Here is a 20,653-nt window from a genome sequence, read left to right as displayed (position 1 = left end):
ATGAAAATCTTGATGGTGTGCCTCGGAAATATTTGTCGTTCGCCTTTGGCCGAAGGCATTTTGCGACATAAAGTAAACAATGATGTACAGGTAGCATCTGCCGGAACAGGAAATTGGCATGTGGGTGAAGCTCCAGATAAACGATCTATTTTGGTCGCAAAACAACACGGTGTCGATATAAGTCAACAACGCGCTCAACATTTCACTCCAGCGATGTTCGACGATTTTGATTTGATTTTTGCGATGGATGGGCAAAATTATTCCGACCTGAAAAAAATGGCGCAGAACGAAGAACATTTGTCCAAATTGCACTTGTTTTTAGAAGATGCTTTAGGCGAACCAAACGATGTTCCCGACCCATATTATGGAGGAGAAAGCGATTTTGTTCATGTTTTTCAACTCATCGACGATGCCACCAATCGACTCGTCGAAAAATATAAATTATCGTGATCGAGCAAGCAAAATTGTATTTGATTCCCAGTTTGTTGGGAGAGGCAAATCCGCAAAGTTCTATTCCACCATTTAATATCGAAATCATTCGAAAATTAAATTTATTTGTGGTAGAAAACGAAAAATCTGCCCGAAAATTCATCAAACTCATTTGTCCAGAAAAAAAACAAGCTGAACTCGAAATCTATATTCTTGACAAAAATACAGAAGGCGAAGATTTACTCGAAATTGAGGAATTGCTGAGCCGAAATCAAAACATCGGAATCATTTCGGAGGCGGGTTTACCTGCGGTTGCCGACCCTGGTGCCAAATTGGTAGAAGCAGCACAGCGAGTAAACTTTCCGGTAGTTCCGTTGGTTGGTCCATCTTCCATCCTGCTCGCGTTGATGGCTTCGGGTATGAATGGACAAAAATTTGCGTTTCATGGCTATTTGCCCATCGATAAAAACGAGCGCAAGAAAAAAATTCTACAATTAGAAAAAGAAAGTGCTCTACACGGCACTGCTCAAATCTTTATGGAAACGCCTTACCGCAACAACCAATTGATAGAAGATCTAAACAAAACACTGGCTTCATCTACCTTGCTTTGTGTGGCATGCGACCTTACTTTGCCTTCGGAAACGGTTGTGACCAAAAGCATAAAAGAATGGAAAACCAGGAAATATGATTTTCATAAACGTCCTGCAATCTTTATTTTACAAGTCAATTGATGAGCGTTCTTTGATGACATAGGGCGGAATACGATTGAGCGACACGTCTAAAATAGCTTTTACGTTCGACACCATTTCGCGCATTCGATCATGATGCTCTCTTCTATAAGGCTGCAAATCTGCTGTATAACCAATACAATCTAAATTCATCATCCGACCAATGAACAAAGCCCTGTTCATGTGAAAATCTTGCGTAATGAAAATTGGTTTCTTTATTCGGTAAATGTGTTTTACGCGATAAACGGTAGAATAAGTATCCAAAGCAGCGCCATCGATGATGATTTTTTCTACCGGCACGCCCTGTTCTACGCAATACTTTTCCATCACATCTACCTCCGTCAAATTGGGTCTTAACGATTCGCCTGCCAGCAGCAAATATTCAACTTTACCCGATGTATACAGGTCTATTGCAGAATCTAAACGATCTTTCAGCATGACAGAAGGATTCCCATCGCGTTCGAAACGCGCCCCGAAAACAACAGCCACTTTGGCGTCTTCGTGCAAGGCAATCGATTGATGCACAATATAGTTTCTCGAACACAACTTCACTCCCCCATTGATTACCAAGAGGAATAAAAGTGTAAAAGTGATGGCTTTGAAAAAATAGCTTAACTTAGTGTCTGTAAAAAAACGTATGTAATCATTAATCTTTTGCATCATGGGCTCGGAAGCAAAAACTTTTCCTAAGGTCAAAATCAAATTTTAAAATTTTTATAAATAATTATAAAAACGTGTTAACAATGCCAGAAATACGCACCGTCAATACCACTCGATATATCACACCCTTGCGAGAAGGCGGCTCTTTACCTGCTCTGATCGAAGCAGATGACGATTTCAAATACGTACTGAAATTCAAGGGTGCTGGGCATGGTCCTCGCATGTTGATTTCTGAACTTTTGGGGAGCGAAATCGCGCGATATTTGGGGTTGAAGGTACCAGAAATAGTTTTCGTCAATTTAGACGAAGATTTTGGTAGAACCGAAGCAGATGAAGAAATACAGGATTTATTAAAATTCAGCCAAGGACTCAACCTGGGTTTGCATTATTTATCTGGGTCTACCACCTACGACCCAAGCGCAAACCAGATTGGAGAAGATTTGGCGAGTAGAATTGTATGGTTAGACGCTTTTATTACCAATGTCGATCGTACCTTTCGCAATACCAATATGCTGATGTGGAACAAAGAATTATGGTTGATCGATCATGGTGCTTCTTTTTATTTTCATCATTCTTGGTACGGTTGGGAAGAACATGCGACCAGTAATTTCGAGCAAATAAAAGATCATGTATTGTTGAAACAAGCAAGTCGATTACACGAGATAGACGAAGAATTTCGGGCAAAATTATCTGGAGAAATTTTGAATAAAATTGTTGATCTCCTCCCCTACGAATGGCTGGAAACCCATGATGAGCCCGAGTATAAAGAAGAAATGAAATCGGTGTATAAAGACTTTTTGAAAATCCGTTTGAATCATTCGTCTAACTTTGTAAATACAGCAATCGATGTCAGAAAATCACTTATATGAGTATGCGGTAATTCGGGTTGTACCCAAAGTAGAACGAGAAGAATTCATCAATGTAGGGATTATTTTATTCTCTAAAAGAGCGGATTATCTTCAACTAAAATATCGATTGAATCGCGACCGAATCAATGCCTTTGAGCACGAATTGGATTTAGATGAAATCGAACATAATTTGAAGGGATTACAACAAATTGCTCAACAGCGTTGTAACAATAGCGAAATTGCCAAATTGGTCTCGCCCGAACGTTTCCGGTGGCTGACTGCCGTAAAAAGCTCGGTGATCCAGACCTCGCGACCACACGTGGGCAAAACCAATGATTTGGAAGAAGCTTTGAACCATTTATTTAACGAATATGTAATTTAGACCATTAGATTTTAATTTTTATTTGTAGTTTTAAACACTTTAAAAAAATAACACAAAAAAATGAAAAAAACTTTTACTTATTTAGCAGTTGCATTATCATCAATCTTGATGCACGCACAATCGGGAAATTTAGACAGCAGCTTTGGGCAAAATGGATTTGTAGTAGACAGTTTCAGTCCAGATTACGATTCAGCAGAAAAAATCGTACTCCAAGCCGATGGCAAAATTCTCGTAATGGGCGACACAGGATTTGCTAGCATCAGAAAAATGGCAGTTGCCCGCTATAATGCAGACGGCTCTATCGATACCTCGTTTGGTAACGAAGGAAAATTAAACATTACCACAACCATGCCGAAAAGTTTTGCGAGAGATGGCATAGTACAACCAGACGGAAAAATTATTTTAAGTGGATATCAATGGGATAATTCAACCGGAGATCTTATATTGGTGAGACTCAATACCGACGGCTCATTCGACACTTCTTTCGGTAATCAAGGAATTGCAGTTCTCGACAACAATGGAATGAATGAGGTAGGAAGTTCGATTCATTTACAAGCAGACGGCAAAATCATCATTGCAGGTGATGCAGACGATCAATTTACTATGGGTCGTGTAAATGCAGACGGTACAATAGACACCACTTTTGGCACAAACGGCTGGGTACGCACCAGCTTCCCAATATGGAGTTCTGTCAATGATATCCATGTCAACAGCACTGGAGAGATTCTAGTTACCGGAATGGCAATGAATCCTTATAGCAATTGGAAAGTAGGTCTTGCCAAATATGACGCAGACGGCAATATCGATTTTAATTTTGGCGAAAACGGCACAATGATGCTTTCGATAGGCATTGCTCACGATTTTGCAATAAGAGGAATCTTGTTGGACGACGGAAAAATGTATATTGGCAGCCACTCATATTACGACACAAGACCTCTGCGCTACGAGGTTGTGGTATCAAAATTCAACGCCAACGGATCTTTGGATACCACATACGGAACTGGCGGAAACACTAAAGTTCGCTGGGTAGAAAATGGTGAAAACAACATCACCGATATGTTGTTACAAGACGACGGAAAAATTTTGGTATCGGGACGAGGATATGAAAATACATCCGAAGTTTTTGCTATTGCAAAATTCGATGCAGACGGAAAATTAGACAACACTTTTGGCACGCAAGGTAAAGTCACTGCGAATGTTGGGGAAACGCGCGATATGGCTACATCGATTGCCCTACAAACAGATGGCAAACTTGTAGTATCGGGTTACACCTCGAATATGGTAGACCCTACAAATTTTTTCATTGCACGCTATACCAACGATATTTTGGCAGTTACCGATTTCTCTAAAACCGAATTTTCTATTTACCCAAATCCGGCTTCAGAAGAACTAAATGTAAATTGGAGCTTGCTAAGTAATACAGACACCACTTACGAAATTTACGATAGCAACGGTCGAATGGTAAAACGTGCGAAAATGACCAACAAAAAAGCCATCAATGTTGCTGATTTGGCTTCGGGAGTATATATTTTAAAACTAAAAAATAATACTTCTACAGTTAGCCAAAAGTTCATTAAAAAATAATCGCTCTGCCTAGACACTAACTATTTCGATTGAACTCTGAACATCGGTTGTTGATGCATTCGCCAAAACAACCGATGTTTTTTATACCTCTATTTTCTACCTTAAAAATAAAATCAGTAAGTCGAACATTTCATCAAATGCTATAGGATTGCTTGAAAATTTGTTAAAATACTGATTTATATCATTTTATTTAGTAAATTGGCAGCACAATAACATTAAATTTTTATCGCCATGCAAACATTAAGAAATTCAGTAAGATTGATCGGGAACGTTGGAAATGCTCCTGAAGTGAAGGTTTTTGAAAATAACAAAAAGTTAGCTCGTTTTAGCATCGCAACCAATGAGTCGTATGTGAATGCTCGCGGAGAGAAAATCACCAATACGCAGTGGCACAACTTGGTCGTTTGGGACAAACTTGCCGAAATTGTAGAAAAACATCTAACCAAAGGGAAAGAAGTTGCTGTGGAAGGTAAATTGACTTACCGCGATTATGAAGACGCCAAAGGCGAAAAACGTAATTTCACCGAAATCGTGGTAAACGAATTGCTGCTTTTGTAGTTTTTAAAAACAAAGATCGGCAAGTTTTCACTTGCCGATTTTTTTATTCCTCAAGATCGTCCAACACCGAATGGATGATGGTACAACCTTTTATGATATCTTCGTCCGAAATATTGATCGGCGGCGTGATGCGCAAATTTTCTATACTGTACATCAACCAAAAAAGTATCAGCCCTCTGTTCATGCATTCGGCAGCGACGCGCAGAGCATATTCTGGCGAAGAAAGTTCTGGTGCCAACATGAGACCTCTACCGTGAATGGTTTTTATTTTAGGATGATTCAGATGGGTACGAAACAATTTTTCTTTACGCTCGATATCTTGCATGATATCGGTTTCCAACAACACATCCAATAAGGCATTGGCTGCTGCCGCAACCACAGGATTCCCACCGAATGTCGTGATATGTCCCAATTGCGGATTTTCTTTTAGCGTCCCTATAATTTCGTTAGAACTCATAAATGCGCCTATTGGCAAACCGCTCGCCATGCCTTTACCCATAGCCAAAATGTGAGGCGTGACCCCATAATGTTCGAAAGCGAATAATTTGCCCGTGCGTCCGAAACCTGGTTGTATTTCATCGAAAATCAACAATGCTCCAACTTCGTCGCAACGTTGTTTCAGTTTTTTCAGGTAGTCATTTTCAGGTAATCTAAACCCCGAAGCTCCACGAATCGTTTCTAGAATTACTCCAGCAGTTTTTTCGGTAATATATTGTAAATCATCAACATCGTTGAAATGAATAAAATACACTTCGGGTAACAAAGGACGGAAGGCTGCTTTCTTTCGCTCGTCTCCCGAAACGCTTAGTGAACCATGTGTATTACCATGATAGGCTTTGTGAAATGATATGATTTGTTGACGACCTGTAAAACGTTTTGCTAATTTTAGCGAAGCTTCTACCGCCTCTGTTCCAGAGTTGACGAGGTAAACCTGCTCCAATCCTTCGGCTGTGTTCTCCACAAGTCGCTGACAAAGTTTTGCGGGTTCTTCTTGCGCATATTCTCCGTAAACAGCTACATGCATATAACGATCGACCTGATTTTTGATCGCTTGATTGATGTGCGGATGCGAATGTCCTAACGTATTGACCGAAACGCCGGCAACAAAATCTAAATACGCCTTTCCGTCTTTGCCGTAGATGTAAGAACCTTTGGCATAATCGACTTCGAAACCAGAAGCAAAATTGGTGGTTTGAGCCTGATATTTGAAAAATCGTTCTTTTAATCCGTTCATTTATATTATCAAAAAAATTAGTCCAGCAAGTGCTACCGCATATGCGCCTACCGTAATGATGTCGGATTTGCGCTTGCTGAATTTTCTATCGTACATTTGCGTCTGATCGATGTCGTTCTTATGAAATTTGAGGGTTTGTTTTTCTTTGCCTTTTGGAGATGCTACCAAGGTATCGCCTATCCAACTCTGCGCTACAATATGATGCTGCTTTTGTTGTACAGTCAATTTGTATATTCCGTTTGGTTTGATGTATAATTTTAGATCACCGCTTTTTGTTTCGGTTGTTTTCGGCTTAGAAATTTCGCCCATTATTTCCATTTTCTCTGCCCGCATTGCCGAGCGTTTGCTGATATTGGGGTTGGTATTGAGTGTTTCTTTGGTCATAGATGTTGCAACTTCTTTGGTCGGATCGATGAGTTGATAAGAATAACAACTGCTCAGGAACACGATAAAAGTGAGTAATGTAATTTTTTTCATGGATTTCTGTGTTAAGGTTTATCTTTTTTTGGAGCGGATTCGTAATCGAAGAAAATATCTCGCCAGTGAAACATCCGTTCTTCGCCTCGCCAATTGAATCCTTGCAGGAAGCGTATTTCTTCAGGAAATTGAGATTCGGGATATAATTTTCCGTTCGATTGTATTCGGCATGCTACAATATGCAATTCTCTTCCGACCAAATCTGCCTCGATGATGCCACAAGTAGAATGGTTGATGCCTATGCGTTCTTTGGTTTTGGTTTTCGGATCTTCTTCATCCATGTAAGCCAATCCCATTGCATTGCCTTCTACACTTACATAATCGAGATTGTTGTTGAGATAATACGCCAAAATCTTTCGCCCTTTTACTTGATTGAATTCTTTGTCTTGGAGTGAGTCGACCTTGGCTATAGCAAAAGCAGCGCCCAAAACATACAGCGAATCCAGGGTTTCTTTCTCGGTATTGGTGTAGCCATAAATCACATCGCCTGTAATTTGATTGTCGCCACTCCAAACGATCGGATCTTTCAGCAACTCCAACACGCCATTTTTCTGATTGTAAACCAAAGAGTCGGTTTTTCCGTTGATGTTAGATTTGAAGAATCTCACTTTGTGAAATGCTCTTACAAGGCTGGTAGAATCTGGTCTGCGAACTACCAACAAGGTATCGGCATGCAAGTAGAAAGAATCTTTTTCGAACGCCCTCACAGCGTAAGCATTTTTCGTCACAAATGCCGAGTCTAGAAATCGGTAAGCTTCAGCGTAATCGCCTCTGATGAATCGTTTTTCCTGTGGATCATCAATCCAAACATTTCCCTTTCCGCGACCAAAACCCGTTTTTTCGTTATAAAAAAGTGTATCGCCTGTGAGCATTTTTCCATCCGAAAAAACCTGAGATTGTTGATAGAGATTCGCCTCTCCCGTATTTTTGTTGAAATTACCATTAGAGGTAATGATGTATTGCGTTGGATTTTTCCGATTCGTAATTTTACTATAATCTCTAAAAGTCGTAACCCCCGTTTGTTGGTTGTTCGACATGCTTTTCGAGAATATAAGGTAATCTTTATTGGTGATGTAAACATCTGCTCCGAAATCTGAAGACCGCGTATTGGTATTGTAAATCAGCTGTTGCGATTCTATAATATCGCCGTTGTTGCCTATAACTCGCGTAAAGCTGGTAGAACGTGCAATACCGCTAAGTCGATTGTATTCCATCCATTCGGTTTCGATTCGCTGTTCTGGATTGATCATGATTACATTTCCACGAGCGTTGGCAATTTGTGTAGTGCGATTGTAATCCATCTCCTGCGCTGTAATGGTATTGGCTGGATCTGTAAACCTTGCGTTTCCTTTGGCTTTGGCAATGGTGGTGTTGCCATCGTATTCTACATAATCTGCCGTAATCGTTTTGTCTTGTTGATTGATGCGAACGTTGGACCAAGCAACTGCAAAATTATCTTCTCTGTAATAGACCACGCTATCTGCGGCAAGGGTTGTGCCCTCGTGTTCCAATACAACATTGCCCACCAGCAAAGGATTTCCTTTGTACTTGTCTTTATCGACTTCGATGCGTTCGTTGCTTAGAATCTTCAGCTTAGATTTCCCAGGTTTAGCTTGCCCAAAAGCCATGATAAAGCCTAGGCATAGAACCAAAAAGGTGAAATAAATTCTCATCGGTTAACTATTCTTTTTCCCATAAAAATAAAGGGAATGATTCTCGATCGTGATATTGAAAATCTCTTCGATTGTTTTTTTGATGGTCTGAATTCGTGGATCGCAAAATTCTAACACTTCGCCCGTATCGGTAAGAATGATATGGTCGTGATTTTTGTCGAAATACGATTTTTCGTAATGGGCCTGTTGGTCACCAAATTGGTGTTTACGTACCAATTTTGCCTCCATCAGCAATTCTATCGTATTGTACAGCGTTGCTCTACTCACCCGATATTTCTTGTTTTTCATTTTGATGTACAACATATCGATATCAAAATGATCATCTGTATAGTAGATCTCTTCTAATATGGCATATCGCTCAGGCGTTTTGCGGTGTCCTTTTTCTTCTAAAAATTTTGTAAATACTTGTTTTACAATTTCGTAATTATCTGTTTTTACTGAATCTTCCACTCTTTCTAAATTTGTGTAAATATAGTAAACTTCCCGTAAATCGTGAATACCTAGCACCTTATGATTTTGGCAAGGGTAGTTGGCATTTTGGACAAGCTTTGTTTGTCACTAAACGCTGATTTGGTATAATAGGTTTAGAAAAATACACTTCAGACAATCGTTAACTTTACTTCTAAAATTTTGAACATCCATCATAAAAAAACAGCTTTCGCGTGACACGAAAACTGTTTTGTGAACAATAAAATTGTATAATATGAATAATGATTAATAATCGTAAACATTTTGCGTTTCTCCACCAAAATTCCATGCGATACCAAAACGCAATGTATTTTCTAATGCGTTGTTGGTATTCGAGGTAGGAATCAAATAAGAGGCGTCGAACGAGAATGCATTGTATTTAAGCCCTAGACCCAATGTTACGTGTTGACGATCTCCTTTGTACGGACTCTCGTGAAAATAACCCGCACGAACGAATAGTGCATCGTTGTAAGAATATTCTGCACCTACCGAATAGGTAATTTCTTGAAACTCTTCTTTTCCGCCACCTGGCGCATCACCAAAAGAGCTGAATACTCCTTCTAAAACTCCTTTGTTTGGTCTGTAATATGATCCTGGAACAATCTCCCCATCATTGTCTAATTCGTATTGAGGTGTTGGCACCAACAATTTTGCAAATTCGGTAGAAACGCTTACTTTGTTGTACTCATCAAATTTGAAATCGTATCCAACTCCAAGTCTTAGATTGGTTGGCAAATAAGAAGCGTTCTCTTCACTGTTCGAATAGTCTAATTTTGGCCCCAAGTTAGAGATTTGATATCCTGCACGCAATTTACCTTCGATGTTGCTCAGGCTCATAGTTGGTGACTCATAAAAACCTGCGATATCTACTGCAAACGAATTGGCTGGTTGAACTGTGCCGTCGCTAACGCCGTTGAACAAATCTGACCGAATAAAACGACCCGTTACAGCCATAGAGTAATTGTCGCTCATGCGTAGCCCATACGCTACGTCGAACGAGAATTCATTAGGTTTGGCTGTTCCCATACCTACGATGTCTTCTCCCACTAATTGCGAAAGATCAACATCGCCCATTTTGAAGTAGTACAAACTCGCCGATAGGGTACTTCTTTCTTCAGCACCTAAAAATGTAAAGAAAGTGGCATTCATCAAAAAGATATCATCTGCCAAACTATTCATATAGGGTGTATAGGTCAATGCTACTCCTGAATAATCTTTACTGAAAGCATATTTTGCAGCATTCCAATATTGTGAATGATTATCTGCAGATGTTGCTACACCTTGGTCACCCAAACCTCCTGCCCTTGCATCTGGCGAGATACGAAGAAAAGGTGCACCTGTTAACACTGGATTATTTACATTCTGAGCAAATGAAACACCTGCTAGTAAGATCATTAAACTTGTGGTAAATTTTTTCATGCTTTATAATATTTCCTCTTTTATTTCAAAATTACTAATTTCTCTACGGCTTGTGCACTTCCTTTGCAAACCTCGCCGTTCACTCCTTTTACATTAACCTTGTAAATATAAACACCTTTTCCGATTTTGTCACCAAAATCATCCAATCCGTCCCAAGGAATTGCATATTTATTGGTTCGATACCCTTCTCTAAAGGGTTCTGATGTTACATATTGTTTGATGGATTTTACCAATTTACCCGACACGGTAAAGATTTGCACCAACACTTCTAACTCACTATCGCAATTGTGCTCGAAATGAAAATAGGTGTTGTTGGTAAAAGGGTTTGGCCAATTGAGTAACTTATCGATATGCAATTGTCCACTTCCGTTTTCCATTACTACAAAATCTAACGAAGCGGTGTTCGAATTATTGTTGATGTCCCAAAATTTTAAGGTCACTGTGTGTTGTCCTAATTCCAAATTCTTCAATTGATACACCACTTGACCCTTTTGATAATCTTTGAAATTTTTGTTGACACAAGGATTGTTATCACCCCCCTCATAATATTCATTCAACACGTATGAGTTTTGGATATTTCCGTCCAATGTTGCGACAATATCATGCCCAATAGATGCGCCTGTTGCACTTATGCCCATGTTATCGGTAAGGCATCCTACCAGGTAGGGATCGCGATCGGTAATACCGCCGTTTGCAAAATTCAGGTTGTTCATGTACAATTTTCCTTGTGGCAATTCGTCATCATTCATATTGTCTTCGTTGAGACCGCCCAATTTATAATGCTCTACTTTCACCGCATCGATCTCGTTGTTGTGGGCGTAGAATACAAATTTTCTTTCTCCTACTTCGTAATTGATGTCTTTCGGAATATAATATTCCATCAAAAATTTTCCATTTTCTACTTTTGCACTTCCCTTATAGATGATGGTCGATTGTTCTTTAAAGGTTTCCGGACTCCATACGCGCAGAAATGGTTTTGTGATTTCTTTTTCGTAAATGATGTTGGTGACCGTTCCGTTGAAGCCTTGGTATACCTGATCGTTTTCATTCAACACTTCTCCTTCGATGGTTATAAAATCGAGCGCTCTCAATTGCGAAACCTCTTCTCCGTTGGCTTTTATAGAATTGATTCTAATGTCTAACTTTGGTCGAGCCAAGGCGATCATCGGATCTCCAATAATGGCAACTTCTTTGTGGTCGGATGATTGCGGTGAATAGTTTTGTTTACTGCTGCGCAATGCATCAGCAATTGGTACATTTTGATTACCCGATTTTTTGAATAATTCTTTTAGGATATGCTCATTGATATCATGACCATACCCAATACCAATGGGGCGATTTGTCGTGAGCATCACCAAAGCGCCTCCGTTCGGATTTTTGGCTAATGCTTCTCCTGCTGAATTATATTGTGGCAAATCCCAAACGGTAAAATCACAAGTAATAGTAGAAACAATGGGCAAACGGCTGTATACCACATTGAAATTGCTGAGATTCGAGATGTCTTCGTAAGCAATCACCCGCTCTTGTGCCCAACTACTTGGACCACCATGCCCGAAATATGAAATGAAATTGGCACCCAATTCAAAACCATTGACCACACCCTGCGTTACATTTGGATACCGCACTCCTGCCGAAGTTTGTTCTGGCTCGAAACCGTCCATATACAATTTCTTTACAACGTAATAATCATTGTTGCTTGGATTTAAATCATTGTTGCTTGGATTTAATACTGTGTCGAACTGTCGATCCAATCTTGGATTTTCGATATCTTTTTTACCCGTTGCTTCATCATCCAATACCGTAATCACTTTCAGACGCCAATCGCCAAAAGAAGTTCCCTTTCCTGGAATGGTTTCGTAATACGAAATCACCTTGCTGATCATCGCTCGAGCTTCGCTAAGATTTTCTGCTGGTATACGTCCAATCGATAGGGCTAAATGTCGGGCATGATAGATATAATCTTCTACCACATCGTTCTGATTGGCTGGCACAATTTGTGCCTGCTCACCAATCATGGTATAATAATCGTCTGTCGAATAGGTAGTATTCAAATCTGATGAATTTAATCCAATAAAGGTCGGAATATAATTCTTCCCGATATTGATTCTGTTTTTAGGATCATAGGTTGCATCTCCCAACAACAAAACATATTGCAAGTTGGGATTGTTGTTTTCTTTCAAAAATTTTAGATAATCGCGAATGGCAAATGCGTCTCGTGAACCCGATGAGAATTCATTGTACACTTGTTTGGTGGTCGCTACCGCCACTTCAATTTTATCGTTTCGTCTTCTAAAATCTGCCCAACGTTGTGCTTCTGCCAAAAACTCTTCGGGCGCAATGACAACAGCCGTCGCATCTTTCTGACTACGCAGGTTTTGATTGACCACTCGTTCTACAAACTGCACATCTTGGTACAAAGTTGCCTCGTTGAAAGCGACAAACTCATTAAAAAAATCCTCTGTTTGCCTGAATTTATTGTCTACCACCTCGCGAGCATTGGTAAGGTCGCTCACGTTCCAGATGGTGGCAATACCCGAAAAATTAAAACTATTGACAGCTGCCAATTCCTCTAAAAATCTAAAATTGAACTGTTCATTGGCAAAACTCAAATTCGCTTTATAAGCCAACGATATTTTGTCTAAAAATGCCAAACCAGCCGGATTTGCATTGTTGTTATAATTCAGGTTTACCGTGAAATTAGCCCCAGAAGGCGATACGGCATATTGCACTTCTTTTCGATCGAACTGAGAATTGGTAAAAGACGGAAAATTCTCATTCAACTCAAGAGCCGAGAGTTGCATGGTATTGTTTTTAGCGAGTTTCCCCACTACACTTACTCGTAAAAAAGCATTCGAAGATGATAACGGATTGCGCAACTTCAAGTCAAAAGTCTGATTGGGTTTGTTGAAAAACGGATGGCTCACCCATTGCCTACCCATTTCGTTGATGTTGAGCGAATCTCGTTCGAAAAAAACATAATCATCGAAACTCGAAAAATTTTTCAACGGTGCTTCATCAATACGATCTTCCGTTACCCTTTTTCCGCGATCACCTCCCACGGTGATATAATAATAGGCGTCTTCATCGAACTGATGATAACGATGCGATAAATTCTGGAGCGTCGTATTGTGGTCTCGATATAAGTTATGCGCGCCTTGTGCATAAAAAATCACATAATCATTCGCATCAAAACTTCCGTCTTCTTCGCCAACCACTCGAATAGCATTTTCTTGTAAATCATCGTATCGAAAATCGCCCGGATTTGCATGCAATTGCGCACCGCCATTACCGTAGATTTTGATCGTTCTTGGATCTATCGAAGTCGGAATTCCATTCGACTGAAAAAAAGATCGATCCAATCGATAAACTCCAGTTTTGTTTACTTTTATTTTGTACCAATCGCCTGCACTCAATACGCTATTCGTAGAGGCTCTTTTTGCCCTCGAGCTTCTTTTCGAAATACTTTTTTTATCGATTCGAAACCCATCAATTCTATAATATTTGTTTCCTTCTTGTACAAAAGGATAAATCTTCAGCATATGATTTATGCGATTTCCTTCTTCAAAGTGATGTTGCAAAACGCGCAAAGAGGTTGGATAATAATCAACAAAACCTCGATCATTTCCTTTCAATTCGGTTTTCTGAATAGCGGATACCTGATATTCGAACTGCGAACTATTGACTTCAGTATGAATAAAATAAGGACGAAAAGATTCGCCAACCATAAAATTCTGGTCGCTGTCGAAGCTATAAACCGATTTTACCTCGCCATTGGTCAAAGGAACCTCTTGGTGTCCTTTCCAATGTAAAGTAAAGCTTTGTGAAAAAAGATTCGAAAAAACGAATAGACTAAAAAAAAGTACAAATATTCTCCTCATACCCTCAAAACGAAATTTCGTCAAATATATTTTCATTCTATAAAATAAAAAATAAAAGTCTTCGTTAAACTAAAGCAAGATCAAAATTGTTTATTTCATTTGAATTGATTTTATTTGCATATAATTTTTCGAATTTAGAACAGAAGCATTCTATGAAAATGATAAAAGGTAGAATATTAACAGTATTGTTTACTGCGGCGAGCATGATGATTTTCGTCGGTTGTGGAAGCAGCAGTGGAAAGAAAGCTGGTGGTGGAACAAAAAAATTCACCAGCACCTCTGGTTTCAAAGTAAACGACCAACGCGGATGGTTTTTCAACGGAAACAAAACAAAACCCAATGTAAAACCATGGCAAAATATGGTTTTCATAGAAGGTGGAACATTCACTATGGGATTGGTAAAAGACGATGTCATGAAAGATTGGAACAACTCGCCACGCCGAATGCAAGTGAGTTCATTCTTCATTGGCGAAGCCGAAGTTACCAATTACGAATACCGTGAGTACCTGACTTGGCTGAAAGTCGTTTTCCCAACAAACGAACCCATGTACAAAGCCATATACGAAGGAGCTTTGCCAGACCCAGCCGTTTTTTCTAACAAATTATCTGCAGATAGTTTCTCTACCGAAAACTATTTAATGTCACCAGAGTTTAGCTACTATCCAGTTGTAGGATTGACTTGGTTACAAGCCAACAACTATTGCGATTGGTTAACCGACCGTGCAAATGAAGCGAAATTGATGGAAAAAGGAATCTTGAGTAAAGATTACTACCAAAACGAAGAATGGAACTTTAAAGATAAAACCTTCAGCGCAGAGCAATACAAAAACAACAACACCAACGTACAAGATGCGATAGACACGACCAGAATTGCAAGAGAATCTAAAATTCCAAATCGTGTCACCAACTCTCGTATTTTGAACGCAAATCGTGGAACACGCTCGTTAGAAGTTCAACCATTCCGCCTACCAACAGAAGCCGAGTGGGAATACGCAGCTTTGGCTTTACCAGAAAATCGTGAATACAACGAATACAAAGGAAAACAAGTTGCACAAAACGACCTGCGTGGCGTGAAAGGTAAACATCGTGGTCAATACTTAGACAACTTCAAAGTTGGTCGCGGGGATTATAGTGGTATTGGAGGTTACGGAAACGACGGTTCTGCAATTACCAACGATGTGAAAAAATACCCATCGAACGATTTCGGACTCTATGGTATGTACGGTAACGTTGCCGAGTGGACTGCAGATGTTTATCGCCCAATGATAGACGACGAAGCCAACGATTTCAACTACTTCCGTGGTAACGTATTCAAAACCACAATTGATGACCCGAATGGTGGTTTCGTAAAATACGGTGAAGCTGACATCGAATTCGATACCTTGAACAATGGAAAATTGGTTTACAGAGGTTTACCAGGTTCATATAAAAAAGAAGTAGAATACGACTATACCAACTACCGAGATGGTGATGCCATGTCATCGTTGGACACAAGAGTTACTACCGAGACGGTTGCAAACACCAGCGATATGTACAACGCGCCAAAACGCCAATTCAGAGTTGACGAAAAAGGAAAAGTAATCTTGGAAAAAGATACACAAACAAGAACAACCAACATCTCTGATGAAGTTCGCGTAGTAAAAGGTGGTTCTTGGAAAGACCCAATCTATTGGCTAGATCCAGGACAACGTCGATACTTGCATCAAGCCGAAGCAACAAGCTGGATCGGTTTCCGCGTTGCACAAGATTACAAAGGCAATTTTGAGTCGAAAAGAACGAAAAGAGGTTCGAAATAATCTCGCTAGAATAAACTAAAAAAACTCGGACACTGTTCGAGTTTTTTTTATTTTTACACCATGGAATCAGCAAAACTATTCGAAGCGTTTTTACAATTAAAAACAATCACAACCGATACACGTAACATCCCAACAGCCTCTATCTTTTTTGCCCTGAAAGGCGAGCATTTCAACGGGAATCATTTTGCTCAAGACGCTCTAGAGAAAGGCGCTTCGTTGGTTGTAGTAGACGAACAACAACATTTTGAAGACGACCGAATTGTCTATGTAGAAAATGTATTGCGAGCCTTACAAAATCTCGCTCGAGAATACCGAGAATATTTAAAAATCCCTTTTGTTGGTCTTACCGGAAGCAACGGTAAAACGACAACCAAAGAGTTGATTGCCGCTGTACTCCAACAAAAATATAAGGTTCATTATACGCAAGGAAATCTCAACAATCATATCGGCGTTCCCCTAACCATTCTTGGAATCAAACCCGATGCAGAAATCGCGGTGATCGAAATGGGAGCCAATCATCAAAAAGAGATCGAATTGCTTGCTTCTATAGCCCAACCCGACTTTGGTTACATCACCAATTTTGGACACGCCCATCTCGAAGGATTTGGCGGATTCGAAGGCGTGGTTAAGGGTAAGTCTGAATTGTACGATTACCTCAGAAATCATCACAAAAAAGCAGTCGTAAATTCGGAAGATCCCATCCAAAAAGAAAAAACACAAGGTATCGACACCATAACATTTGCATGCAATACGACTGCAGATTATCACATAAAACTACTAGAAACCACCAACGATTTGTTGGCTGTAAAATTTGAAGATTTGACCATACAGTCGAATCTTACAGGAGAATACAATTGGAGCAATCTTGCTGCTGCCATTAGCTTCGGGAAGATTTTTGAGGTGGAGAATGAACGCATCAAAAAAGGAATAGAAAATTATCATCCGAACAATCACCGCTCACAATTGATAAAAAAAGAACGATACACCATTTTAATGGATGCCTACAACGCCAATCCTAGCAGTATGGAGGCTTCTTTGAATAATTTTTCTAAATTTAATGGTTCCAAAACTGTGATTTTGGGCGATATGTTCGAGTTGGGCGAAGAAAGTTTAGAAAATCATAAAAAAATCGCAAAATTAGCCATCGATTTGAATGTTGATGAAATATTTTTGGTCGGATCTCATTTTAAAATGCTATTTTTTGAGGATGAAAAAATAAAACAATTTTCAACTCGTTTAGAATTAGAAAATTACTTATCCCAAAAGCCCATCGAAACCCAATATATTTTAATCAAAGGTTCGCATGGTATGCGCTTAGATTTGTTAGAAAATATAGTATGATTAAAATTATTCGACTCATTGCATTTTTTATGGTAGCAATAAGCTGCTGGTCGTTTGTTCAACAACAATATTTGATTTGGAATGAAAATCAAAAATTAGATTATAATGACTTTAAAGGCAAAGCGCCGAAAGATATAAAACTCACAGGTGGCAATTTATACACCGAATTTAGCTATACAAGAAGCCAAAAGGGAGATGAAGTACCAAGATATACCATCGTCAACAGAATGGATCAGACCAAATCTTGGATCAATAGAAAAGACCCCGATATGTTGGCTCAAAAACAATTACAGTTTGATATTGCTGAATTGTATGCTCGAAAAATCAGAAAATCATTCAGAGAATTGAATCAAAAGAAAGTGAAAAATGACAATGAATATAAATCGGTAATTTTAAAAAACACTCGTTTGAAAGAAAAAATCAATGCGAAATACCAACACCTTTTAGCAGAACAACCTAAACTGTTGGAGATTGTAAATAAGTCATATCAAGACTCCTTAAAGATTTACAAAGAATTTGCAGTACAATAATCCTATAGAACCGTTTCGATCAAAGCGGTTTTTTTATCTTTTAAATTCAAATTATTTTTTTTATATTTGGTAGATTTCAATTTTGAAACATGCCGTTATGATACGCTTGACTCAAAAAACAATAGGAATGACCAAATTGAAAGCAGCGCTATTATCTAAAATAGTATTTGCTCAATACTCTTTTTAGCTCCTTCGTGTAACTTGACTTGCCTCGAACCTAGGTGAAGTGTAGAAAGTATTAATAAAAAAGAACCACAAAAAATAAGATTACAATATGCCATTTTATCACACTTTAGGGAAGATCCCGCCTAAGCGTCATACCGTTTTTAGAAAAGAAGATGGTAGCCTCTATGCAGAAGAATTGGTCTCTACGCATGGCTTTTCTAGTACCTATTCGCTGGTTTATCATTGTCATCCGCCAACTTTGGTCAAAGAGATCAATGAACCCTATTCGGTAGAACCCAAAATAGCACGCAAAAAGCACCTCAAGCATACCTCGCTCAAAGGGTTCAATATTCAACCCAAAAAAGATTATTTAGAATCGAGGGTTCCTATTTTGGTCAACAACGATTTACACATTTCGTTGGCTGCTCCACAAGAGTCGATGACTGATTATTTTTACAAAAATTCGCAAGCCGACGAGGTGATTTTTATTCACGAAGGCTCTGGTGTTTTGAAAACGGGTTACGGACAAATCGAATTCGAGTATGGAGATTATTTGGTGATACCGCGCGGAATCATTTATCAACTTCATTTCAACGATCGCAACAATCGATTATTCATCACCGAATCATTCAGTCCGATTGAAACACCACGTCGCTATCGAAATCATTTCGGACAGCTGATGGAGCATTCGCCATTCTGCGAACGCGATATCAAGAAACCAAAAAATTTAGAAACCTTTGATGAATTTGGAGATTTCAAAATTTTAATCAAAAAAGAAGGATTGATCTATCCCTATGTATATGGCACTCACCCATTCGATTTCGTTGGTTGGGATGGTTATCATTTTCCTTGGGGCTTTTCGATTCATAATTTCGAACCGCTTACGGGGCGTTTGCACCAACCACCGCCAGTGCATCAAACCTTCGAAGGTGCAGGCTTTGTGATTTGTAGTTTTGTACCGCGTTTGTACGACTATCATCCACTTGCGATTCCGGCGCCTTACAACCATAGCAATGTCGATTCAGACGAAATTTTATATTACGTCGATGGAGATTTCATGAGTAGAAAATCTGTAGAAAGAGGTCAGATTACCTTGCATCCTGCAGGGATACCACATGGACCACATCCTGGAACGGTTGAAAAATCTATCGGGCAAAAAGCAACCGAAGAACTAGCCGTCATGATTGACCCTTTCAGACCATTGATGCTTACTGAGGAAGCATTAGCAATAGAAGATCCAGATTATTACAAATCTTGGCTTTCCTAGAAAAATAATTTAAAACACACAAAATAATATGAGTACACAAACATTTGCAGAAAAAATAGCACAAGCACAAGACTTTTTACCAATCAACGGTACCGATTATATCGAATTTTATGTAGGAAATGCCAAACAAGCTGCCCATTATTACAAGACAGCATTCGGATTCCAATCGGTAGCCTATGCAGGACCAGAAACAGGCGTACGCGATAGAGCTTCTTACGTTTTGCAACAAGGAAAAATTCGCTTGGTATTGACTTCAGGTTTGAAATCGGACAGCCCAATATGTGAGCATGCAAAAAAACATGGCGATGGCGTGAAAATTTTAGCCCTTTGGGTTGATGACGCCTATGATGCGTTCGAACAAACCACAAAACGAGGTGCAAAAGTATACATGGAACCACAAACGTTGACAGACGAATTTGGTGAAGTAAAAATGTCTGGAATTTATACCTACGGTGAAACAGTACACATGTTCATTGAACGTAAAAATTACAAAGGTGCATTCATGCCAGGATACGAAAAATGGGAATCAAATTACAACCCTACCGATGTTGGATTACTCTATGTCGATCACTGTGTAGGAAACGTAGGTTGGAACCGCATGTTACCAGTAGTGAAATGGTACGAAGACGTAATGGGATTTGTCAATATCTTATCGTTTGATGATAAACAAATCAACACAGAATATTCTGCTTTGATGTCTAAAGTAATGTCGAACGGAAATGGATATTCTAAATTCCCGATAAACGAACCAGCCGAAGGACTTAAAAAATCGCAGGTAGAAGAATACTTGGATTTCTATGAAGACGAAGGTGTACAACACATTGCTGTTGCAACCAAAGACATCATCCATACCGTTACAGAACTCAAGAAACGAGGAGTTGAATTCTTATCAGCACCACCAGAAGCATACTATGAAATGATTCCGGAACGTGTGGGAGAAATTGATGAGGACATCAAAAAATTACAAGATTTAGGGATTTTGGTCGATTGTGACGAAGAAGGATATTTGTTGCAAATCTTTACCAAACCCGTGGAAGATCGTCCGACCTTATTTTTCGAAATCATTGAGCGACATGGTGCTCAAAGTTTCGGAGCGGGTAATTTCAAAGCATTATTCGAAGCTTTAGAAAAAGAACAAGCCCGAAGAGGAAATTTATAACTCGAACATCAAATACCGGTTTTGCCAAGTCTAAAAACGCTTGGCAAAACTTTTTAG

At 39.3% G+C, this 20,653-nt stretch carries 18 protein-coding genes; 11 read left to right on the top strand and 7 right to left on the bottom strand.

The genetic code is table 11. The features are described 5' to 3' along the window. Together BN8061_RS08790 and BN8061_RS08785 are read left to right on the top strand one after the other, a co-directional pair. Window positions 1-450, top strand: coding sequence for a low molecular weight protein-tyrosine-phosphatase (locus BN8061_RS08790; protein ID WP_068598507.1), 450 nt, complete (start codon window positions 1-3; stop codon window positions 448-450). Beyond that, window positions 447-1,160, top strand: coding sequence for an SAM-dependent methyltransferase (locus BN8061_RS08785; protein WP_317038985.1), 714 nt, complete (start codon window positions 447-449; stop codon window positions 1,158-1,160). Before BN8061_RS08790 ends, BN8061_RS08785 begins: the two co-directional genes overlap by 4 nt. Here BN8061_RS08785 and BN8061_RS08780 read toward each other — a convergent pair. Then, window positions 1,146-1,859 (bottom strand): SanA/YdcF family protein, encoded by a 714-nt coding sequence (locus tag BN8061_RS08780; RefSeq protein ID WP_068598505.1) that lies wholly within the window; start codon window positions 1,857-1,859, stop codon window positions 1,146-1,148. The two genes, BN8061_RS08785 and BN8061_RS08780, sit on opposite strands and share 15 nt — an antisense overlap. A gap of 41 nt (window positions 1,860-1,900) precedes the next feature. On the opposite strand from BN8061_RS08780, the gene BN8061_RS08775 reads away from it, so the two are divergent. The 4 genes from BN8061_RS08775 to BN8061_RS08760 all read left to right on the top strand — a co-directional run bounded on the left by BN8061_RS08775 (window position 1,901) and on the right by BN8061_RS08760 (window position 5,189). Further along, complete coding sequence (locus BN8061_RS08775) at window positions 1,901-2,686, top strand: HipA family kinase (protein ID WP_068598503.1); 786 nt, start codon at window positions 1,901-1,903, stop codon at window positions 2,684-2,686. Beyond that, window positions 2,664-3,047, top strand: a complete 384-nt coding sequence (locus BN8061_RS08770; protein WP_068598501.1) for a DUF3037 domain-containing protein — start codon at window positions 2,664-2,666, stop codon at window positions 3,045-3,047. Before BN8061_RS08775 ends, BN8061_RS08770 begins: the two co-directional genes overlap by 23 nt. 60 nt (window positions 3,048-3,107) lie before the next feature. Further along, a complete protein-coding gene (locus tag BN8061_RS08765; protein ID WP_068598499.1) occupies window positions 3,108-4,631 on the top strand; it encodes a T9SS type A sorting domain-containing protein in 1,524 nt (507 codons plus the stop codon). Window positions 4,632-4,862: 231 nt separating this feature from the next. After that, entirely contained in the window at window positions 4,863-5,189 is a 327-nt protein-coding gene (locus tag BN8061_RS08760) for a single-stranded DNA-binding protein (protein WP_068598497.1), read from the top strand. Between the two features lie 43 nt (window positions 5,190-5,232). On the opposite strand, the gene BN8061_RS08755 is transcribed toward BN8061_RS08760, so the two are convergent. From BN8061_RS08755 to porU, 6 genes are all read right to left on the bottom strand, one after another. Continuing rightward, a complete protein-coding gene (locus BN8061_RS08755) occupies window positions 5,233-6,423 on the bottom strand; it encodes an aspartate aminotransferase family protein (protein ID WP_068598494.1) in 1,191 nt (396 codons plus the stop codon). Beyond that, entirely contained in the window at window positions 6,424-6,900 is a 477-nt protein-coding gene (locus BN8061_RS08750; protein WP_068598492.1) for a hypothetical protein, read from the bottom strand. Window positions 6,901-6,911: 11 nt separating this feature from the next. Then, window positions 6,912-8,573 (bottom strand): OstA-like protein, encoded by a 1,662-nt coding sequence (locus BN8061_RS08745; RefSeq protein ID WP_068598489.1) that lies wholly within the window; start codon window positions 8,571-8,573, stop codon window positions 6,912-6,914. Window positions 8,574-8,576: 3 nt separating this feature from the next. Beyond that, window positions 8,577-9,023: a Fur family transcriptional regulator gene (locus BN8061_RS08740; protein ID WP_068598487.1), complete on the bottom strand. Its 447-nt coding sequence runs from the start codon at window positions 9,021-9,023 to the stop codon at window positions 8,577-8,579. Between the two features lie 264 nt (window positions 9,024-9,287). Beyond that, window positions 9,288-10,460: a type IX secretion system outer membrane channel protein PorV gene (porV, locus tag BN8061_RS08735; RefSeq protein ID WP_068598485.1), complete on the bottom strand. Its 1,173-nt coding sequence runs from the start codon at window positions 10,458-10,460 to the stop codon at window positions 9,288-9,290. 20 nt (window positions 10,461-10,480) lie between these two features. Then, window positions 10,481-14,338: a type IX secretion system sortase PorU gene (gene porU / locus BN8061_RS08730; protein ID WP_162270416.1), complete on the bottom strand. Its 3,858-nt coding sequence runs from the start codon at window positions 14,336-14,338 to the stop codon at window positions 10,481-10,483. A gap of 152 nt (window positions 14,339-14,490) precedes the next feature. Between porU and gldJ the strand changes: the two genes are divergently transcribed. From gldJ to hppD, 5 genes are all read left to right on the top strand, one after another. Further along, complete coding sequence (gene gldJ, locus BN8061_RS08725; RefSeq protein ID WP_068598480.1) at window positions 14,491-16,134, top strand: gliding motility lipoprotein GldJ; 1,644 nt, start codon at window positions 14,491-14,493, stop codon at window positions 16,132-16,134. A gap of 60 nt (window positions 16,135-16,194) precedes the next feature. Next, the gene (locus BN8061_RS08720) at window positions 16,195-17,475 is read left to right on the top strand and encodes a UDP-N-acetylmuramoyl-tripeptide--D-alanyl-D-alanine ligase (protein WP_068598478.1); all 1,281 of its coding nucleotides are present in this window, start codon (window positions 16,195-16,197) and stop codon (window positions 17,473-17,475) included. Next, window positions 17,472-18,005: a hypothetical protein gene (locus BN8061_RS08715; RefSeq protein ID WP_068598476.1), complete on the top strand. Its 534-nt coding sequence runs from the start codon at window positions 17,472-17,474 to the stop codon at window positions 18,003-18,005. Before BN8061_RS08720 ends, BN8061_RS08715 begins: the two co-directional genes overlap by 4 nt. Window positions 18,006-18,279: 274 nt before the next feature. After that, window positions 18,280-19,437 (top strand): homogentisate 1,2-dioxygenase, encoded by a 1,158-nt coding sequence (locus BN8061_RS08710; RefSeq protein WP_068598474.1) that lies wholly within the window; start codon window positions 18,280-18,282, stop codon window positions 19,435-19,437. 28 nt (window positions 19,438-19,465) lie between these two features. After that, window positions 19,466-20,596: a 4-hydroxyphenylpyruvate dioxygenase gene (hppD, locus tag BN8061_RS08705; RefSeq protein ID WP_068598472.1), complete on the top strand. Its 1,131-nt coding sequence runs from the start codon at window positions 19,466-19,468 to the stop codon at window positions 20,594-20,596. The last annotated feature ends 57 nt before the right edge of the window (window positions 20,597-20,653 follow it).

The organism is Vaginella massiliensis (assembly GCF_900089075.1).
GTDB classification, from domain to species: domain Bacteria; phylum Bacteroidota; class Bacteroidia; order Flavobacteriales; family Weeksellaceae; genus Weeksella; species Weeksella massiliensis_A.
Note: the sequence above shows the minus strand (reverse complement) of the source record. Positions and strands in the feature narration are given on the sequence as shown.